General features: G+C 68.1%; 18 protein-coding genes. 15 read left to right on the top strand and 3 right to left on the bottom strand.

Going from position 1 to position 18,593, the window contains the following annotated elements:
- Nucleotides 1–65 precede the first annotated feature (65 nt).
- From BKD30_RS14450 to BKD30_RS14425, 6 genes are all read left to right on the top strand, one after another.
- The gene (locus tag BKD30_RS14450) at nt 66–1,217 is read left to right on the top strand and encodes an ABC transporter ATP-binding protein (protein WP_408033387.1); all 1,152 of its coding nucleotides are present in this window, start codon (nt 66–68) and stop codon (nt 1,215–1,217) included.
- Entirely contained in the window at nt 1,214–1,864 is a 651-nt protein-coding gene (locus BKD30_RS14445) for an ABC transporter permease (protein WP_076705708.1), read from the top strand. Before BKD30_RS14450 ends, BKD30_RS14445 begins: the two co-directional genes overlap by 4 nt.
- A gap of 56 nt (nt 1,865–1,920) precedes the next feature.
- Nucleotides 1,921–2,589 carry an ABC transporter permease gene (locus tag BKD30_RS14440; RefSeq protein ID WP_076705822.1) on the top strand — a complete coding sequence of 223 codons (669 nt, stop codon included), beginning with the start codon at nt 1,921–1,923 and terminating at the stop codon, nt 2,587–2,589.
- Between the two features lie 94 nt (nt 2,590–2,683).
- Entirely contained in the window at nt 2,684–3,643 is a 960-nt protein-coding gene (locus BKD30_RS14435; protein WP_076705707.1) for an ABC transporter substrate-binding protein, read from the top strand.
- 146 nt (nt 3,644–3,789) lie between these two features.
- Nucleotides 3,790–5,010 (top strand): pyridoxal phosphate-dependent aminotransferase, encoded by a 1,221-nt coding sequence (locus BKD30_RS14430; RefSeq protein ID WP_076705706.1) that lies wholly within the window; start codon nt 3,790–3,792, stop codon nt 5,008–5,010.
- Between the two features lie 112 nt (nt 5,011–5,122).
- Nucleotides 5,123–6,085 (top strand): PPK2 family polyphosphate kinase, encoded by a 963-nt coding sequence (locus tag BKD30_RS14425; RefSeq protein WP_083956565.1) that lies wholly within the window; start codon nt 5,123–5,125, stop codon nt 6,083–6,085.
- Between the two features lie 76 nt (nt 6,086–6,161).
- Here BKD30_RS14425 and BKD30_RS14420 read toward each other — a convergent pair whose 3' ends face one another.
- Nucleotides 6,162–6,374, bottom strand: coding sequence for an exodeoxyribonuclease VII small subunit (locus BKD30_RS14420; protein ID WP_076705818.1), 213 nt, complete (start codon nt 6,372–6,374; stop codon nt 6,162–6,164).
- 94 nt (nt 6,375–6,468) lie between these two features.
- Entirely contained in the window at nt 6,469–7,749 is a 1,281-nt protein-coding gene (gene xseA / locus BKD30_RS14415) for an exodeoxyribonuclease VII large subunit (protein WP_076705817.1), read from the bottom strand.
- 393 nt (nt 7,750–8,142) lie between these two features.
- Between xseA and BKD30_RS14410 the strand changes: the two genes are divergently transcribed.
- Together BKD30_RS14410 and BKD30_RS14405 are read left to right on the top strand one after the other, a co-directional pair.
- Nucleotides 8,143–9,006 carry a hypothetical protein gene (locus BKD30_RS14410; protein ID WP_076705705.1) on the top strand — a complete coding sequence of 288 codons (864 nt, stop codon included), beginning with the start codon at nt 8,143–8,145 and terminating at the stop codon, nt 9,004–9,006.
- 51 nt (nt 9,007–9,057) lie between these two features.
- Nucleotides 9,058–10,137, top strand: coding sequence for a 4-hydroxy-3-methylbut-2-enyl diphosphate reductase (locus BKD30_RS14405; protein ID WP_076705704.1), 1,080 nt, complete (start codon nt 9,058–9,060; stop codon nt 10,135–10,137).
- Nucleotides 10,138–10,326: 189 nt separating this feature from the next.
- On the opposite strand, the gene BKD30_RS14400 is transcribed toward BKD30_RS14405, so the two are convergent.
- Nucleotides 10,327–11,505, bottom strand: a complete 1,179-nt coding sequence (locus tag BKD30_RS14400) for a DNA recombination protein RmuC (RefSeq protein WP_076705702.1) — start codon at nt 11,503–11,505, stop codon at nt 10,327–10,329.
- Nucleotides 11,506–11,755: 250 nt separating this feature from the next.
- Between BKD30_RS14400 and ychF the strand changes: the two genes are divergently transcribed.
- From ychF to BKD30_RS14365, 7 genes are all read left to right on the top strand, one after another.
- Nucleotides 11,756–12,853: a redox-regulated ATPase YchF gene (gene ychF, locus BKD30_RS14395; RefSeq protein ID WP_076705700.1), complete on the top strand. Its 1,098-nt coding sequence runs from the start codon at nt 11,756–11,758 to the stop codon at nt 12,851–12,853.
- Nucleotides 12,854–12,862: 9 nt separating this feature from the next.
- Complete coding sequence (locus BKD30_RS14390) at nt 12,863–14,494, top strand: recombinase family protein (protein ID WP_076705698.1); 1,632 nt, start codon at nt 12,863–12,865, stop codon at nt 14,492–14,494.
- A gap of 101 nt (nt 14,495–14,595) precedes the next feature.
- The gene (locus BKD30_RS14385; protein WP_055343515.1) at nt 14,596–14,961 is read left to right on the top strand and encodes a TIR domain-containing protein; all 366 of its coding nucleotides are present in this window, start codon (nt 14,596–14,598) and stop codon (nt 14,959–14,961) included.
- A 2-nt stretch (nt 14,962–14,963) separates the two neighbouring features.
- On the top strand, nt 14,964–15,944 hold the full coding sequence (locus BKD30_RS14380) for a caspase family protein (protein ID WP_076705816.1): 981 nt from the start codon (nt 14,964–14,966) through the stop codon (nt 15,942–15,944).
- A complete protein-coding gene (locus BKD30_RS14375; RefSeq protein ID WP_040283075.1) occupies nt 15,944–16,228 on the top strand; it encodes a hypothetical protein in 285 nt (94 codons plus the stop codon). Before BKD30_RS14380 ends, BKD30_RS14375 begins: the two co-directional genes overlap by 1 nt.
- A 68-nt stretch (nt 16,229–16,296) precedes the next feature.
- Nucleotides 16,297–17,409, top strand: coding sequence for an adenine-specific methyltransferase EcoRI family protein (locus tag BKD30_RS14370; RefSeq protein WP_076705696.1), 1,113 nt, complete (start codon nt 16,297–16,299; stop codon nt 17,407–17,409).
- 3 nt (nt 17,410–17,412) lie between these two features.
- Complete coding sequence (locus BKD30_RS14365) at nt 17,413–18,591, top strand: HNH endonuclease family protein (RefSeq protein WP_076705694.1); 1,179 nt, start codon at nt 17,413–17,415, stop codon at nt 18,589–18,591.
- Nucleotides 18,592–18,593 lie beyond the last annotated feature (2 nt).

The following is an 18,593-nucleotide window of genomic DNA, read 5'->3' as shown; positions in this document are numbered from 1 at the left end:
GGCACCACCGGCTACGCTTGTCGGACTCGCACCACCTCCAGTCACCCGAGGGAAGGGCAGCGGCTATGACCACTGCGGTCGGCGAACCCATGATCAGCTTCCGTGAGGTCACCAAGATCTTCCCTGGCGGGCAACGTGCCGTGGACGACCTCTCGATGGACATCTACCGGGGCCGGATCACCGTCTTCGTCGGCCCCTCGGGCTGCGGCAAGACCACGTCACTGCGGATGATCAACCGGATGATCGACCCGAGCAGCGGCACCATCACCGTCGACGGGCGCGATGTCGGTGCGGAACCGGCGGCGCAGTTGCGCCGTTCCATGGGCTACGTCATGCAGTCCGCCGGGCTGCTGCCGCACCGCACCGTGCTCGACAACATTGCGACGGTACCGCGGCTGAACGGCGTCGACCGGCGGGGCGCCCGTGCGCGGGCCGGCGAGCTGCTCGAGACGGTCGGCCTCGACCCGGAGCTCGCCAGACGGTACCCGGCCCAGCTCTCCGGCGGCCAGCAGCAGCGCGTCGGTGTGGCTCGCGCGCTCGCCGCGGACCCGCCCGTCCTGCTCATGGACGAACCGTTCAGCGCCGTCGACCCGGTGGTGCGGGACGAGCTGCAGGAGGAACTGCTGCGGCTGCAGCGGGAGCTCGCCAAGACCATCGTGTTCGTCACCCACGACATCGACGAGGCCACCATCATCGGGGACAAGGTCGCCGTCTTCGCGGTCGGCGGCCGGCTCGCCCAGTTCGCCACACCGGAGGAGATCCTCCGGGCGCCCGCCAACGACTTCGTCGCTTCCTTCGTCGGACGGGACCGCGGATTCCGGCACCTCTCCTTCACGGAGCCCTCCGGCCTGACCATCCACCCGGTCGACCCGACCGTCCTCTCGGCCGCGACCGAGGACGTCGCGCCGGGCTGGCGACTGGTGGTCGACGACGACGGCCGGCCCGCCGGGTGGCTCGGGCCGGATCAGCGGCCGGCCGGTGACCGGTTCACCGCCGCCGATCTGATCCCGGGTGGTTCGCTGTACCGCCAGGGCCACTCGCTGCGTGCCGCGCTCGACTCCGCGCTGAGCTCGCCGGCGGGTATCGGCGTCGCCGTCGACGAGGCCGGGATCGTGCGCGGCGTCCTCCGTCCGACCGAGGTGGTCGAGGTGATCGAGCGGGACCGAGCGGGGCTGCAGGCGCGCGTCGCGTCCGGCGAGCCGGTGGCCCGCGGATGACCTGGGTCGCGGACAACGCGTCCTACATCGCGCAGCTGACCGGGCTGCACCTGGTGCAGTCGGTTCTGCCCCTGTTCCTGGGTCTGATCATCTCCATCCCGATCGCCCAGTTCGCACGGCTGAGCCGGCCCGTGTCCACCGTGATCCTCTCGGCCAGCTCCATCCTCTACACCATCCCGTCCCTGGCGCTGTTCATCATCCTGCCCGTCGTGCTCGGCACCGGGGTCCTCGAATTGACCAACGTGATCGTCGCCCTGACCATCTACGCGGTGGCCCTGCTCGTGCGGTCCTGCGTCGACGCGTTCGGGTCGGTGGACGACTCGGTGCGGCAGGCCGCCGTCGCTGTCGGCTACACCCCGGTGCGGCGCTTCTTCACCGTCGACCTGCCGCTGTCCGTCCCGGTGCTGATCGCCGGTCTGCGCGTCGTCTCCGTCAGCAACATCTCCCTGGTCAGCGTGGGCGCGGTGATCGGCATCCCGAACCTCGGCCTGCTGTTCACGGACGGTCTGCAACGGAACTTCTTCACCCCCCTGCTCGCCGGCATCGTCATCACCTTGCTGCTCGCCCTCGTGATGGACGCGCTGCTGGTGCTGACCGAACGGGCGCTGACACCCTGGACCCGAGCGGACAAGGCGGTACGCCCGTGACCACGTACACGTCCACCAGCATCCTCGGGCAGACCTGGGAATTCCTCACCGACCCGATGAACTGGACGGCGCAGAACACGGCCATCCCGAACCGGATCGTCGAGCACCTCGGCTACTCGGCGCTGACGCTGCTGATCGCGGCGGCCATCGCCGTCCCGCTGGGCCTGTACGTCGGACACACCGGCCGCGGCCGGCAGGTCGTGGTCGGCGTCGCCGGGGCGCTGCGCGCCCTGCCCACCCTGGGCCTGCTGATCCTGTTCGTGCTACTGCTCAGCGGCGACCTGCTGCCTCCGATCCTCGCCCTGGTGATCCTGACCATCCCGCCGCTGCTGGCCGGCACCTACAGCGGGATCGCCGCCGTCGGCGGCGAGGCCAAGGACGCGGCGCGGGCGATGGGGATGACGGAACTGCAGATCCTGTTCACCGTCGAGGTGCCCAATGCGCTGCCGGTGATCATCGGCGGGTTCCGCGCGGCCATCCTGCAGATCATCGGCACCGTCGCGGTGCTCGCCTACATCAACCTCGGGGGCCTCGGCCGCTTCCTGATCGACGGGATCGCGGTCCAGGACTACCCGCAGATGCTGGGTGGTTCCCTGTTGATCGCGGTGCTCGCCATCGCCGTCGACCTGGTCCTGGCGCTGCTGGCCCGCGTCGCGGTCTCGCCCGGGCTGCGGCCCGCGCCCGTCCGACGACGGCGCGTCCGGCGAGAGCCCGCCGCGGTCTGACCGTGCAACACTTCACCCAGACGCGGGCGACGTCGTCGTCACGTCGTCACCGACCCCGTCGCCGACCGGCGCGGGCCCACCCCGAGGAGAAATCATGAAAAGCCTGTTCACCAAGGGCCGTGCCGCGCGAACCGCGGCGGTCGCGGGGGCTCTCTCCCTGAGCCTCGGTATCGCCGCGTGCGGAGCCGGGTCCAACTCCAACCCACTGCAGGGCGGGCAGAGCTCCGCCTCGGCCGCGCCCGCCGACACGGTCGTGGTCGGCTCCGCGAACTTCCCGGAGAGCCAGATCATCGCCGAGATCTACGCCGGTGCGATCAACGCCGCCGGCGCCAAGGCCTCCACGAAGCCGAACATCGGTTCGCGGGAGGTCTACATCAAGGCACTGCAGGAGGGGTCGATCGACGTCGTCCCGGACTACTCGGGCAACCTGCTGCAGTACTTCGACAAGTCCTCGACCGCAGCCAGCGCCGCCGACATCATGCAGGCACTGCCCGGTGCGCTCCCGAGCGGGCTGAAGGTGCTGGAGGCTTCGAAGGCCGAGGACAAGGACGCCATGGTCGTCACCAAGCCGACCGCGGAGAAATACAACCTGAAGAGCATCGAGGACATGGCCAAGGTCTGCGACCAGCTCACCATCGGCGGTCCCCCCGAGTTCCGGGAGCGCGTCGGCGGCCTGCCCGGCCTGAAGTCGAAGTACAACTGCACGCCGAAGTCGTTCCAGCCGTTCAACGACGGCGGCGGCGCGGTGACCCTCAAGGCGCTGCTGGAGGACAAGGTGCAGGCGGCCGACATCTTCACCACCAGCCCTTCGATCCAGGACAACGACCTGGTGGTCCTGGACGATCCGAAGAACAACTTCATCGCTCAGCAGGTGCTGCCGGCGGTCAAGGACGGCAAGCTGTCCAGCCAGGCCACCGACGCCCTGAACAAGGTGTCCAGCCAGCTGACCACGGACGACCTGATCAACCTCAATCGGATGGTCTCCGGCGATGCCAAGGCCAACCCGAAGGACGCCGCCGCTCAGTGGCTGAAGCAGAAGGGCATCACCCAGTAGGCGCACTCCGGGTGCGGCACACTGCCGTGGGGACGCCCGGGACCGGTTCGCGAGGGAAGCCACCGATCGCGGATTGGCCCGGGCGTCCTCGCGTCCACGGCCGGGATGGCGGCCGTGCCGGCGGTGCCGCGTGGCAGGCTGAGCGCATGCGCACCTTCACCCAGTCCACCAAGCTCGCCCACGTCCGATACGACGTCCGCGGACCGATCCTGACGGAGGCCCAGCGGCTGGAAGCGGAGGGGCACCGGATCCTCAAGTTGAACATCGGCAACCCCGCGCCGTTCGGCTTCGAGGCGCCGGAGGCGATCCTCGTCGACATGATCCGCAACCTCCCCACCGCGCAGGGGTACAGCGATTCCCGCGGCATCTTCTCCGCCCGCACCGCCGTCTCGCAGTACTACCAGTCGCACGGGATCATGGACATCGGCGTCGACGACGTGTTCATCGGCAACGGCGTGTCCGAGATGATCACCATGGTGCTGCAGGCCCTGGTGGACAACGGCGACGAGATCCTCGTCCCGGCCCCCGACTACCCGCTGTGGACCGGCGCGGTGGCCCTGTCCGGTGGCACCCCCGTGCACTACGTGTGCGACGAGGAGAACGACTGGAACCCGGACCTGGAGCACATCCGGTCCCTGATCACGGATCGCACGAAGGCGCTCGTGCTGATCAATCCGAACAATCCCACCGGCGCGGTCTACTCCCGGGAGATCGTCGAGGGCATCGTGCAGATCGCCCGTGAGCACGATCTCATCCTGCTCTCCGACGAGATCTACGAGAAGATCCTCTTCGACGGCGCCGTTCACCACCACACCGCGACGTTCGCCGGCGACGACGTGCTCACGTTCACCTTCTCCGGCCTGTCCAAGGCCTACCGGGTGTGCGGGTTCCGCAGCGGTTGGGTCGCCGTCTCCGGGCCGAAGCGCCGCGCCGAGAACCTGCTCGAGGGGCTGACCCTGTTGGCCAACATGCGGATGTGCGCGAACGTGCCGGCCCAGCACGCGATCCAGACGGCGCTGGGCGGCTACCAGTCCATCACCGACCTGATCCTGCCGGGCGGGCGGCTCAAGGAGCAGCGCGACCTGGCGCACCGGATGCTGAACGACATGCCCGGGGTGAGCTGCCGGCAGGCCCGTGGGGCGCTCTACCTCTTTCCGCGGCTCGACCCCGAGGTGTACCGGATCGACGACGACGAGACGTTCGTGATCGAGCTGCTGCGCGAGAAGAAGATCCTCGTCACGCACGGCACCGGTTTCAACTGGATCGCCCCGGACCACTTCCGGCTGGTCACCCTGCCCGGCGTGGACGTGCTCGAAGAGGCACTGGACCGGATCGGCGACTTCCTGGCCGACTGGCGGGAACGCTGAGCGCGGTCTCTGGTGTCGGTCGGCCTGCTTGTTCGGGCTGGAGTGCGGGCCGACCTGGCGAGTCGTCTGACTAGGCTGGTCGCCAACTGACTCGACGAGCGGAGACGACACCATGGCGAAGAAGGCGGACAAGAAGGCGGACAAGGGCGAGAAAAGGGGCGACAAGAAAGCCGACAAGAAAGCCGACAAGAAAGCTCGCAAGGCGCGCCGTGGCGGTGGCAAGAGCGGACCGCGCCTGCTCGACGGCGACACCGCCGACCTGCTGCGCGTGAAGCGCGGCTTCGACCTCGACGCGGTGGACCCGGGGTCGACCCCCGGCTTCTCCGGCGACAAGACGGACGGACAGGCTCAGCTCGATGCCGGGACGGCGGAGCTGGCGGAGCTGCAAGAGCGACTGTTCGCCGCCTCGACGGGCGGCGCCGCCGACTCGGTACTGCTCGTGCTCCAGGGCATGGACACGGCCGGCAAGGGTGGCATCGTGCGCCACGTCGTCGGCGCCGTCGATCCGCAGGGCGTCGCCCTGACGGCCTTCAAGGCACCCACGGCCGCGGAACTGCGGCACAGCTTCCTCTGGCGGGTGCGGCGCGAGCTGCCCGCCGCGGGGCTGATCGGCGTGTTCGACCGCTCCCACTATGAGGACGTGCTGGTGCACCGGGTCCGGAAGCTGTCCCCGCTCGAGGTGATCGGGCAACGGTACGACCAGATCAACACCTTCGAGCAGAAGGTCGCGGCCGCGGGCACCCGCATCGTCAAGGTCATGCTGCACATCAGCGCGGACGAACAGGAGACCCGCTTGGCGGAGCGACTGGAGCGACCGGACAAGTACTGGAAGTACCGGCCCCGCGACCTGGACGACCGGGCCCTGTGGCCCGCATTCCAACGGGCGTACCAGATCGCCCTCGACCGGACGTCGACCGAGCTGGCCCCGTGGTACGTGGTGCCCGCCGACCGGAAGTGGTACGCCCGGCTCGCCGTCCAGCATCTGCTGCTGGAGACCCTGCGGGGGATCGACCCCCAGTGGCCGGCGGCCGACTTCGACGTGGAGCAGGAGCAGAAGCGGCTCGCGGGTCTGTGACGGGCGGGCTCGCCCGGCCTGCGACGGGCTTTCGTCAGCCCGGTGAGGGCGACCGACGGCCACGGCCGCCGGGTCGTCAAGCCCGACCGGGGGTCTCCTCCTGCGGGCGAGCCGCCTCGAGTCGCTCCTGCGCTCCGTGCAGCCACTGTTCGCAGCGGTTGGCCAGGGCTTCGCCGCGCTCCCAGAGGCCGAGCGACTCCTCGAGGCTGGCGCCGCCGGCCTCCAGCCGGTTCACCACGGCGACGAGTTCTTCGCGGGCCTGCTCGTAGCTGAGCTGCTCGACATCCAGCTCGGTGGAGCCGCCCGTGGGCGAAGCGGGGCCGGCGTGGGACCTGGAGCCGTTGTCGCCGCTCGGGCCGGTGGCGTGGGTGGGCGGGGTGGCATCACTCATCGGGATCTCCTGGGCTGGATGGGGTCGAGGGCTCGCCGACGGGGCGGTCATCGGGCTCCTTGACGGCGAACACGCGGGCGGCGATCTCGCCGGCTGCGACGCGGATGCGAACCGGGTCCTCGGGCCGCGTCTGCGCCGAGGAGCGGACCACCGTGCCGTCGGCGAGCTGGACGACCGCGTAACCGCGGTCGAGGGTGTTCTGCGGCGACAGGGAACGCATCTGGGCGCGCAGGTGGGCGATCCGATCGGTGGCCCGGTGAACGGCGATCTCGGTGGCGCGCCGGGTGCGGTGCCGCAGTCGTTCGACGTCCTCGGCCCGGGCCGTGATCATCCCCTCGGGTCGGGCCATCACGGGCCGACTGCGCAACGTCGCGAGGCGATCGGTTTCCCGGTGCAACAATGACCGCACCGCCCGGTCCAGCACCTGCCGGGCGTGCACGATGCGCTGGAGCTCCTCTGTCACGTCCGGCACGATGCGCTTCGCGGCGTCCGTCGGGGTGGAGGCTCGCAGGTCCGCGACGTCGTCGAGGATGGGCCGGTCCGCCTCGTGGCCGATCGCGCTGACGACGGGGGTGCGCGCGCCGGAGACCGCGCGGACGAGGTCCTCGTTGCTGAACGGCAGCAGGTCCTCCAGGGAGCCGCCGCCGCGGGCGATCACGATGACGTCGACGTCGGGGTGCTCGTCGAGCTCCCGGAGAGCGGCGCTGACCTGCGCGACGGCGGTGACGCCCTGCACCGCGACCTCCCGGATCTCGAACTGGACCGCGGGCCACCGCAGGGCCGCGTTGCGGAGCACGTCCTTCTTGGCGTCCGAGTCGCGGCCGGTGATCAGGCCGATGCGGTGCGGCAGCCGGGGGAGCGAGAGTTTCCGGTCGGGGGCGAAGAGACCCTCCGCGCCGAGCGCGTGGCGCAGCCGCTCGATCCGGGCGAGCAGATCGCCCAGGCCGACGGGTCGGATGTCCCGGGTCTGCATGGACAGTCGGCCGGTCTTCATCCAGAAGTCGGCCTTCAACTGGGTGACCACCCGGGCACCGCGTTCGAGCGGTACCGGCAACTGGTCCAGCACGCGGCCCAGGACGGCCACGGAGAAGGACACCTCGGCGTCCGTGTCCCGCAGCGTCAGGTAGGTGACGTTGGCGCGCCGGTTCAGCTCGATGACCTGGCCCTCGACCCAGGCGAACGGGGCACGATCGATGTAGGTCTTCAGCTTCTGGGACAACACCCGAAGCGGCCACGGCGACTCAGCCGTCGTCTCGGCGGCGGTGGCCGGCATGGTCGCGGGCACTTGCGCGGAGGACCCAGCAGCATCGGATCCATTCCCGCCGCCGGTTGGCTCCGCGGCGTCGATCCTCGTCACAGCGACGCCGTCCACCAGCGCGACCGATCCCCGGTCCGCGGATTGCGGATCCTCGGGTGCCGCGAGAGGCTCGGGCCAGCGCGATTGGCTCATGTTCTACACTTACCACCCGCGAACGACGAAACCGTGGCTTCGCCGTCGAAGGCACCGAACCTGTGGACAACACTGCTGTGACCCCGCCGCCGGCCATCGCTGCGCTGCTCGAGGGTTCCGCGCCAGTAGCGTGATGGCGTGCACCAGTCCGATGCGGTGCTGTACGGGCCGCGTACCGGTGCAGTTCCTTCCGTCGACCCGTCAGCGAGGTAGTCCATGGTCCGCACGGTGCTGTCCGTCCTGTTGGGCCTGGTCGCGGTCGTGCTCCTGCTCGGGGGTGTCACCGCGACGGCCGTTCAACGGACGGTCGTCGACCCGGACGGGTTCACCGCCCTCACGACGCCGCTGTCCGCGGACCCGGGGGTGCGCGACCGGCTCGCGAGCACGGCAGCGGCCGAGGTCACCAACCGGCTCTCGCTGCCGGGTGCACTGCGGGACGCAGCGGCCGGGCTGATCGACAAGGCCGCCGTGGCACTGACCGAGGATCCGGGCTTCCCGGGGGCCTGGGAACGCTCCATGCGGCGCAGCCACGATCTGAGCCTGTCGTCCCTGACCGATCCGGCGCGGACGGACGTGCTGCAGGCCGACATCCAGCCGCTCGTCAAGCTGCTCGCGGACCAGGCCGCCGGCGCGTTCGGTGTCCCGCTGGGCGGGTCGGTCGTCGGTTCGGACCCCGTCGTGCTCGACGTCGGAGCGCCGGGGCAGGCGCGTCTCGCCGGCATCGTCGTGCGGGCCACTGGGTACGCGCCGGCCGCCCTCGTGGGCGCCGCCGTCGTCGCCGTCCTCGCCCTGCTGTTGGCGCACCGCCGCACCACCACCCTCGCGTGGCTGGGTGTCGGTGTGCTGTTCGGCACCGGTCTGCTCGTGCTCGCCGGGGTGATGGTACGGGGCGCCGTCGCGAGCGGTGCGAACGCTCCCGCGCTCGCGGACTACCTGCGGTACCGGGTGGTGGACCTCGCCGCCGGTGCCGCCGTGCCGTGGCTCGTGGGCCTGGCCGTCTGGGGTGCCGTGCTGCTGGCCGTCGGCGTCGTCGGCCGTTTGGTGGTCGGACGACCGGTCACCGGTTCAGCCCAGCGCTGACCGCCCCGCCACGGCACGGGACCCGCCCGGCCCCGCCCGTACGATGGAAGCATGACCACCGCCGTGTCCGTTCCCACCCCGGTCGTGCCACGCCGGCGCCGAACTCCCGAGGAGATCGCCGCCGTGCCGGTGGCCGGCGAACGGAGGGTGCTGCTGGCCGCACCCCGCGGTTACTGCGCGGGCGTGGACCGGGCCGTCGTCGCCGTCGAGAAGGCCCTCGAGCACTACGGGGCACCGGTCTACGTGCGCAAGGAGATCGTGCACAACAAGCACGTCGTGACCACCCTGCAGGACAAGGGCGCCATCTTCGTCGAGGAGACCGACCAGGTGCCCCAGGGGGCGCTGGTCGTCTTCTCCGCGCACGGCGTCTCCCCGGCGGTCAAGCAGTCCGCCGAGGAGCGGCAGCTGCGCACCATCGACGCGACGTGTCCGCTGGTCACCAAGGTGCACCGCGAGGCGGTGCGCTTCGCCCGCGCCGAGAACCACATCCTGCTGATCGGGCACGAGGGCCACGAGGAAGTCGAGGGCACCTACGGGGAGGCCCCGGACCACACCACGGTGGTGAACAATCCCGAGGAGGCGCGCACCGTCCAGGTCGCCGACCCGGAGCGGTTGATCTGGCTGTCCCAGACCACGCTGTCCGTGGACGAGACCATGGAGATCGTCGCCATTCTGCGCGACCGGTTCCCGCATCTGCAGGACCCGCCGAGCGACGACATCTGCTACGCCACCTCCAACCGGCAGGCCGCGATCAAGAAGATCGCCCCGGAGGCGGACCTGGTGATCGTGGTCGGCTCGGCCAACTCGTCGAACTCGGTGCGTCTGGTCGAGGTGGCCCTGGAGTACGGGGCCAGGGCCGCGCACCGCGTCGACTTCGCCGAGCAGATCGACGAGTCCTGGTTCGAGGGCGTCGGCACCGTCGGGGTGACGTCCGGCGCCTCCGTCCCCGAGGTCCTCGTCCAGCGCGTGCTGAGCCTGCTCGCCGACTACGGTTACGGCGACGTCGAGGAGGTCGTCACCGCGGAGGAGGACATCCTGTTCTCCCTCCCCAAGGAACTGCGCACCACGCTCAAGGCCGCAGGAGACGCGTCCCGCGGTCTCGGCGGCCACGGATCCCGACCGACGTCCTGACCACGTCGACGGCCGGCCGTCACGTCCGGTCAGACCGCCGCGCACAGTACGATCGCCACGGTGCGGGGGTCGGCCGGCACGGGCAACTCGGTCGGCGCGGACCGCCGCTCGCGTGAATCCCGGGTCACAGGGAAACGTGCTGAGCGCCGTCGGCATGGGCAGCACCTTATCGGGGGGCGGCAGCCCGGCTCATGCGCTGCGGTCGGACACGAACTCTACAGCGGTCAACGCGCGCGGTGTCACCTCCAGTCCCTCGGGGCGCAGGTGATCGGAGGCAACCACCGCGGGGTCCAGATCCGCGATCTTACGGGCGGTGACGAAAACGCGGTTCTCCACCGACCCGATCATGGCGTTGTAGCTCTCCACCGTGCGACGCAACGAGGTGCCCATGGCGGCCAGGTGCTTGCCGGTCGACCCGAGTCGCTCGTACAACTCGTGGGAGAGCGCGAACAGATCCCTCGCGTTCTCAGCGAGGGACTCCTGCCGCCAGGAGAAGGACACCGCCTTCAATGCCGCCAGCAGGGACACCGGAGCGACGAGCGCCACGTGCCGGGCCGCGGCGTGGTCGAGCAGACCGGGGTCGGCGCTCAACGCCGCGGCCAGAGCCGACTCGGCCGGCAGGAAGCACAGCACCAGTTCCGGGCTGGTGCTGCGGCCCTCCCAGTACCGCTTGCTGCCCAGGGCGTCGACGTGGGCGCGCACCGCTTTGGCGTGGCGAGCCAGCCACGCGGCGTGCTCGGCGTCGTTGTCGGCCTCCTGCGCCTCGAGGTAGGAGGACAATGGCGCCTTGGCGTCGAGGACCAGTTCCTTGCCGCCGGGCAGGGTGACCACCATGTCGGGTCGCTGGGCGATCCGCTGACCGTCGGCGTCGACCCGTTCCCCGTGTACCTGTTCCGCGAAGTCGACGTGGGCCAGCATCCCGGCCGCCTCGACCACGCGACGCAGCTGCGCTTCGCCCCACGTGCCGCGGGCCGACGTCGACCGCAGCGCGCCCGCGAGGGACTGCGTGGCCAGCTGCAGGTCCCCGTTGGCCGTCCTCGCCGCGGTGAGCGCCTCGTGGATCCCGCCGTACTGCTCGGCACGCTGCTGCTCCATCACGCGCACGTGCTCCTCGACGGCGGCGAGCTTCGCCTGCACGGGCGCCAGGGCCTGCAGCACGTCGAGTTGTTCCCGGTTGCGCTCGTCCGCCGAAGCGGCCCGTGCTTCCAGCTGGTGACAAGCCTCCTGGGCCCGGGCCAGCTCCGCGGTGAGGGTGGCCACGCGAGCGCCACCGTCGTCGTCGGTCGTTCGGCGCCCGACGACCACGCCGGCCATCAGGCCGACCAGCAGGGTGAGCAGAGCCAGGAGAAGCGCGGCGAGAAGGTCCATGTGTCCACCGTCTCACCGGGCTCCGACAGAACTGGGCAGCCTGCGGCCGTCATCCTCGCCGCTGCCCTCGCATGCCTACCCGAACAACGGCCAGCCTGCGGCCGTCGTCCTCGCACGCCTGCCCGAACAACGGCCACCCTGATTGGGCTCCAGCGCCCCAGCCCGATCAGTGGCCCCGATGCTCGGGCCAGCGTGCGGGCGATGTCGCCGCCGACGTCGCGCTAGCTGGCCGCCCGTAGAATGGACTCCCGTGGCTCTCACTATCGGCATCGTCGGCCTGCCCAACGTCGGCAAGTCCACCCTGTTCAACGCCCTGACCCGGAACCAGGTGCTCGCGGCGAACTACCCGTTCGCGACCATCGAGCCGAACATCGGGGTGGTGAACCTGCCGGACCCGCGGTTGGACCAGCTGGCCGAGCTGTTCTCCTCGGCCCGCATCATGCCCGCGACCGTGTCCTTCGTCGACATCGCGGGGATCGTCAAGGGCGCCAGCGAGGGGGAGGGCCTCGGCAACCAGTTCCTCGCCAACATTCGCGAGGCGCAGGCGATCGCGCAGGTGGTGCGCGTGTTCGACGACCCCGACGTCGTGCACGTCGACGGGAAGATCGACGCCGCGTCGGACCTGGAGACCATCAACACCGAGCTGATCCTCGCCGACCTGCAGACCCTCGAGAAGGCGCTGCCGCGGGTCGAGAAGGAAGTGAAGATCAAGAAGCGGGACGCTGCCGAGTTGGCGGAACTGCAGAAGGCGCAGGCCGTGCTGGAGCGGGGCGACACCATCTTCTCCTCCATCGCCTCCGACAAGCTCGAGATGGAGCACCTGCGCGAGCTGAGCCTGCTCACCGCCAAGCCGTTCATCTACGTGTTCAACGCCGACGCCGACGTGCTCGCCGACGAGGCCAAGCGGCAGCAGCTGGCCGACCTGGTGGCCCCGGCCGACAGCGTGTTCCTCGACGCGAAGCTCGAGTCCGAGCTGATGGAACTGTCCGAGGAGGAGGCCCGCGAGATGCTGGAGATGGAGGGGCAGACCGAGTCCGGCCTGGACCAGCTCGCCCGCGTCGGTTTCCACACCCTCGGGCTGCAGACCTACCTGACGGCGGGGCCGAAGGAGGCGCGTGCCTGGACCATCAATGCCGGCGACACGGCGCCCCAGGCGGCCGGCGTCATCCACACCGACTTCCAGCGCGGCTTCATCAAGGCCGAGATCGTCTCCTTCGACGACCTGATGGACGCCGGGTCGATGGCCGAGGCGAAGGCCCGCGGCAAGGTCCGCATGGAAGGCAAGGACTACGTCATGCACGACGGCGACGTGGTCGAGTTCCGCAGCGGAAGTGCATCTAAGCGGTAGACTGGAGGCATGACCTCGACCGCCTCCGCCGACGACGCTCAGCCCGTTCGCGCCGCCATCTACCTGCGCATCAGCCAGGACCGCGAGATGGATGGTCTCGCGATCGAGCGCCAGCGCCAGGACTGCGAGGCAATGGCTCGGTCCCGTCGCTGGGAGGTCGTTGAGACCTACGTCGACCAGAGCAAGTCGGCCACGGACAAGACCAAGAAGCGGCCCTCCTATGACCGGATGGTCTCCGACTACGAAGCGGGCCGGTTTTCCGCCATCGTCTGCTACGACCTCGACCGGCTGACGCGACAGCCCCGTCAGCTCGAAGACTGGATCGACCGGGCCGAGACCCGGGGACTGGCCCTGGTGACGGCCAACGGGGCCGCGGACCTGTCGACCGACGGCGGGCGCTTGTTCGCCCGCATCAAGGCCGCTGTCGCCAGGGGTGAGGTCGAGCGGAAGTCCGCGCGCCAGTCACGCGCGCACGTCCAGCGAGCCAGCGAAGGCCGAGTCCCGAAAGGCGTTAGGCCCCTGGGGTATGACGCCGACGGGGCTGTGGTCCGCAAGGAGGCGAAGGCTGTCCGGGCCATCTACGACGCCTTCGACCAGGGCGCTTCCTTACGGGGTATCGCCCGGGCACTGTCAGGAATCGAGGAGGAGGACGGCGACAAGGCCGATCAGGTCAAGGGCGTGCCGAAGTTGCCCAACCACTCCCGCACCCTGACGATCGAGCGCAACAAGAAGCGGGCCGCCAAGGACCTCCCGGCCAAGCCTGTCCCCGACGACCGGCCGTGGGCGGAGAGCACGGTCCTTGGCATCCTGCGCAACCCCCGCTACGCGGGCTACTCGGTCTACACCGACGTCAGGGACCGCCGGGCAACGGTGGCCGACAACCAGTCCCGGCTGGCCAACGGCGAACGACCACGCGGCAAGCGCAGGGACTGGCGAGAGTTCATCGTCAAGGGTGAGAACGGCCTGCCGGTCAAAGGCAAATGGAAGCCCCTCGTCTCGGAGGACCTGTGGCAGCGGGTGCAGCTCAAGCTCGATGACGACTCGCGGATTACCAACCGTGTCGGAACACACCGCCGCCACCTGGGCAGCGGTCTGTATGTGTGCGGCGTGTGCGGCTCCTTCGTGCGGGGCTGGTCGCGCGGATATCGCTGCAAGCAGGCCTGTATGAGCCGCACCGGTGACCCCATCGACGAGCTGGTACGCGGCGTCATCGCGGAGCGACTCCGCCAGCCCGATGCGCTTCGCTCCGTCGCGGCCACTGACTCGCCCCGGCTCACAGGTCTGCAAGCCGAGATCGACGAGCAGCGCAGACGGATCGCGCGCGCAGAGCACGACTATGACGCCGGTCTGCTCGAAGCAGCCGACCTCAAGCGCAACCGCACCCGCGCCAAGGAGGCCATCGCCCGGCTGGAGGCCGAGATCAAGACCCTGCCGCGTGGCACCGTGAACGTGCCGATCCTGGGCAGCGACGACCCAGCACAGGCGTTCCTCGACGCAGACCTCAACGTCCAGCGCGCCACCATCGAAGCCCTGGCACGCGTCACGCTCCAGCCGCAGAGGCGCGGGCGGAAGAAGTTCAACCCCGCCAGCGTCGAGATCGACTTTGGCGGCGCCAACGAGAATCCTGTTGCGACGATCTAGACGCACCCACCACGGGTTCCGAGCCCGACTTTGTCAGTGGCCATCTATAGGCTTGAGTCACGGGCGGCAGGCGGCCCACCGAACTTATCAGGAGGCACATCATGACCAAGACCATCTTCATCGCGTTCGCCATCGAGGACGAGCGCCAGCGCGACTTCCTCAAGGGGCAGTCGCTGCACCCGCGCTCGCCCTACGAGTTCGTCGACATGTCCGTCAAAGAGCCCTACCAGTCGGAGTGGAAGGAGAAGGTGCGCACGCGCATCAAGCGATCGCACGGCGTGATCGTCCTGGTCAGCAAGAACTCGCTCACCTCCACCGGCCAGAAGTGGGAGATTCAGTGCGCTAAGGAAGAGGGCAAGCCGATCCGGGGTATCTGGGCGTACAGCAGCGACCGCACCAATCTGTCGGGCGTCACCACGTACCCCTGGACCGACGCAAACATCGCCGCGTTCATCGACTCCCTGTGACCATGCACAAAGCCCTCATCGTCGGCATCGACCACTACGAGAAGATCGGCTCACTGCGGGGTGCGGTAAACGACGCACACAGCGTCAAGAACATCCTCTCACGCCACGCAGACGGCACTGTGAACTTTGTGCAGCCCAAGTTAATGGCAGCCGCTGGGCCGGAGACCGCCATCTCCCGCACCGAACTCCGGGAGGCGGTGGAGGAACTGTTCCGTGACAACGCAGATATCTCGCTCTTCTATTTCTCGGGCCACGGCTACATCGACAGCGTCGGCGGCTTCCTATGTGCCAGCGACTGCGAGAGCGGCCACGATGGCCTCGCGCTCAGCGAGGTCATGACATTCGCCAGCAAGTCCCCGTCCAAGAACAAGATCATCATCTTGGATTGCTGCCACGGCGGCGTCGCGGGCGACAGCTCGACCTCACCCTCGGTCGCTGAGATCAAGGACGGGGTGACAATCCTGACGGCGTCAACTGCTGACCAGTACGCCATGGAGTCCGGCGGGTCGGGAGTGTTCACCAACCTTCTGGTGGATGCGCTGAACGGTGCAGCGGCCAACCTTGTTGGTGAAATTACGCCCGGCAGCGTCTACGCACACATCGACCAGTCCCTGGGCCCCTGGAACCAGCGACCTGTCTTCAAGACGAACGTCGAGCGGTTCGTCTCGTTGAGGAAGGCGGATGCGCCGATCCAGCTCTCGGACCTCCAGAAGCTCACAACCCTGTTCGAGCACCCGTCTACGCAGCTCCGCCTCGACCCATCTTACGAGCCGGAACGTAGTGGCGCGGAGCCCGACGGGACCCCACCGCCTGACTCGGCAAAGATCGCCGACTTCGCCGTGTTGCAGGATCTGATGAAGGTCAACCTCGTGCGACCTGTTGACGCACCGCACATGTGGCACGCAGCGATGCAGTCCAAGGCGTGCGAGCTGACGGTGTTGGGACAGCATTACTGGAATCTCGTAGACAAGGACCTCATCTGATGGACGTTGAGCGTGGAGCGAGTGAAGCCCTCGAACACTCCGACCTGATCGACCGGCTCGCCAGCATTGAGCACGAACGGTGGGCCCATTGGCAGCGCTATGTCCATGACCAGTGCGAGCGGCTTGAGGACGGCTCCCTGGTCATTCCCGCGGACTTGGTGGCCCGATGGGAGCACCAGATCGCGACGCCGTACATGGACCTCTCCGAGGCGGAGAAGGAGAGCGACCGAGACCAGGTCCGCCGCTACCTTCCCGTTATCGCTGAGGCCTGTGGCTCGCGATAGCGCCTCTCACGAGCTCTGTAGTAGTAACGGATAGCCTTGTCAGTTGAAGGACGAGGAGAAGGAAACGCATGGCGAACAGGAACCTGAACTCAGCGCGCTGGGGGGCCAACGACGAGTACTACACCGTGTGGGCGTCAGTCGAACGCGAGATGAATACCTACCTAGAGTATGACCCTGACGTGTTCCGAGGCAAGGTCATCCTGCTGCCCTGCGACGATCCCGAGTGGTCGAACTTCACCAAGTTCTTCGCCCTTCACTTCACCGACTTCGGTCTCAAGAAGCTGATCTCCACGTCCTACGCACCCAACAGCAACGCCGGGGCTGCCTTCTATACTCCCACGCTGTTCGAGACCGAGGACCCCGGGTACGACGAGGACAAGTCTTTGGAGCGCGGGCGAGTGTTCACCCTAACTCCCGAGGACGTCTCCGGTGACGGACGCGTCGACATCGACGACCTAAAGTGGGCGTACCTCGACGGCGACGGCGACTTCCGCTCGGCCGAGGTCACCGCACTGCGCAACGAGGCCGACATGGTCATCACCAACCCTCCGTTCAGTCTTTTCAGAGCCTTCGTCGACTGGCTCATGGCCGGTGGCGTCGAGTTCTCAGTTATCGGCAGCAGCAACGCCATCACATATCGCGAGATTTTCCCGCTCATTCGCGAGAACTGCCTCTGGAAGGGGGCGACAGGCAACAGCAGCGACATGGTCTTCGGGATACCGAAGGGCGCACCCGTTAAGGCGGCGGACCGAGCGAAGGCCGAGCGACTCGGGTACCCCTCCGACGGTCATCAGGACTACACGCGACTCGGGAACTCGTGCTGGTTCACCAACATCGAGCACGGCCGTCGTCACGAACCCCTCCAGTTGATGAGCTTGGCCGATAACTTGAAGTTCAGCCGGCACGAGGGTGTGCGGGGCAAAGGTTATACCCGCTACGACAACTTCGATGCCATCGAGATCCCCTTTGTGGACGCGATTCCCGCCGACTACGACGGTGTCATGGGTGTCCCGATATCGTTCCTCGACAAGCACAACCCGGAGCAGTATGAGCTGATCGGAATGAGCGCCTATGGTCAAGTGCCCGCCGAGGTGAAGATCGCGTACAAGGAAGGCCATCACCGGCCCTACGTCAACGACGTTGCCAAGTACCAGCGCGTGCTTATCCGGAAGAAGGACTGACCCATGGATACCGACCTCCAGCAGTACACGGTGGCCGAGGTCACCAAAGGCTTCGTCTACAACGAGCTCGAAGGCAAGGGCTTGTTCGGCCTCAACGGCGACCTGGTCATCCAGCCCGAGTACCAGCGCCACTATATCTACGGCGACGGCAAGAAAGATGTTGCCGTCATCGACTCCCTCCTCAAGGGCTACCCGTTGGGTCTGATCTACTTCGTCGACAACGGGGTTGCCGACGGCCCGCGTCTGGAGGTGCTCGACGGCCAGCAACGCATCACCAGCGTCGGGCGTTTCGTCACCGGCAAGTTCGCTATCGTCCGCGACGGTCGCGAGCAGACGTTCTCCTCGCTCGACCCAGCCTTGCAGAAGAAGATCACAGACAGCCAACTGCTGATCTACGTGTGCTCGGGCACCGAGACTGAGATCAAGGAGTGGTTCCAGACGATCAACATCGCCGGAGTGCCACTCAACAAGCAGGAGCTGCGCAACGCGATCTACTCCGGCCCGTTCGTCACCGCCGCCAAGGCCGAGTTCTCGAACTCCCAGAACGCCCTCCAGCAGAAGTGGGCCCACTTCGTCAAGGGAGACCCTAAGCGACAGGAGGTGCTTGAAGTCGCCCTTGAATGGGTCGCCAGCTCGAAAGACCAGAGCATCGACGGCTACATGGCGGCCCACCGCCAGGACTCCGGGATCAATGAGCTGAAGTCGTACTTCACCACGGTGATCGACTGGATCGACGCAGTGTTCATCGCCCCACCGGACAAGGCCATGCGCGGCCTCGACTGGGGTGCGCTCTACGAGACCTACCACCACAAGTCCTATAAGACCGACGAGATCGACGCCAATCTCGAGGAGCTGCTCGCCGACCCGGCCGTGAAGAACCCCAAGGGCATCTACGAGTACTTGCTCGGCGGCAAGGAAGACACTCGTCTGCTTGACGTGCGCCTCTTCGAGCCTTCCACGAAGAAGCAGGCTTACGCCCAGCAGACCAAGAAGGCCCAGGCCGCTGGTGTCTCGAACTGCCCGTTGTGCGCACAGGGGAGCAACGCCAACAAGACGCGCATCTACAAGCAGACGGAGATGGAGGCCGATCACGTCGCGGCCTGGTCCCGAGGCGGCGACACCAGCCTGGCCAACTGCGAGATGCTCTGTGTGCCCCACAACCGAAGCAAGGGCAACCGCTGAGA

It is taken from the genome of Tersicoccus phoenicis, from assembly GCF_001968835.1.
Classification (GTDB): Bacteria; Actinomycetota; Actinomycetes; order Actinomycetales; family Micrococcaceae; genus Tersicoccus; species Tersicoccus phoenicis.
This window is presented reverse-complemented; position numbering and strand designations above follow the sequence as displayed.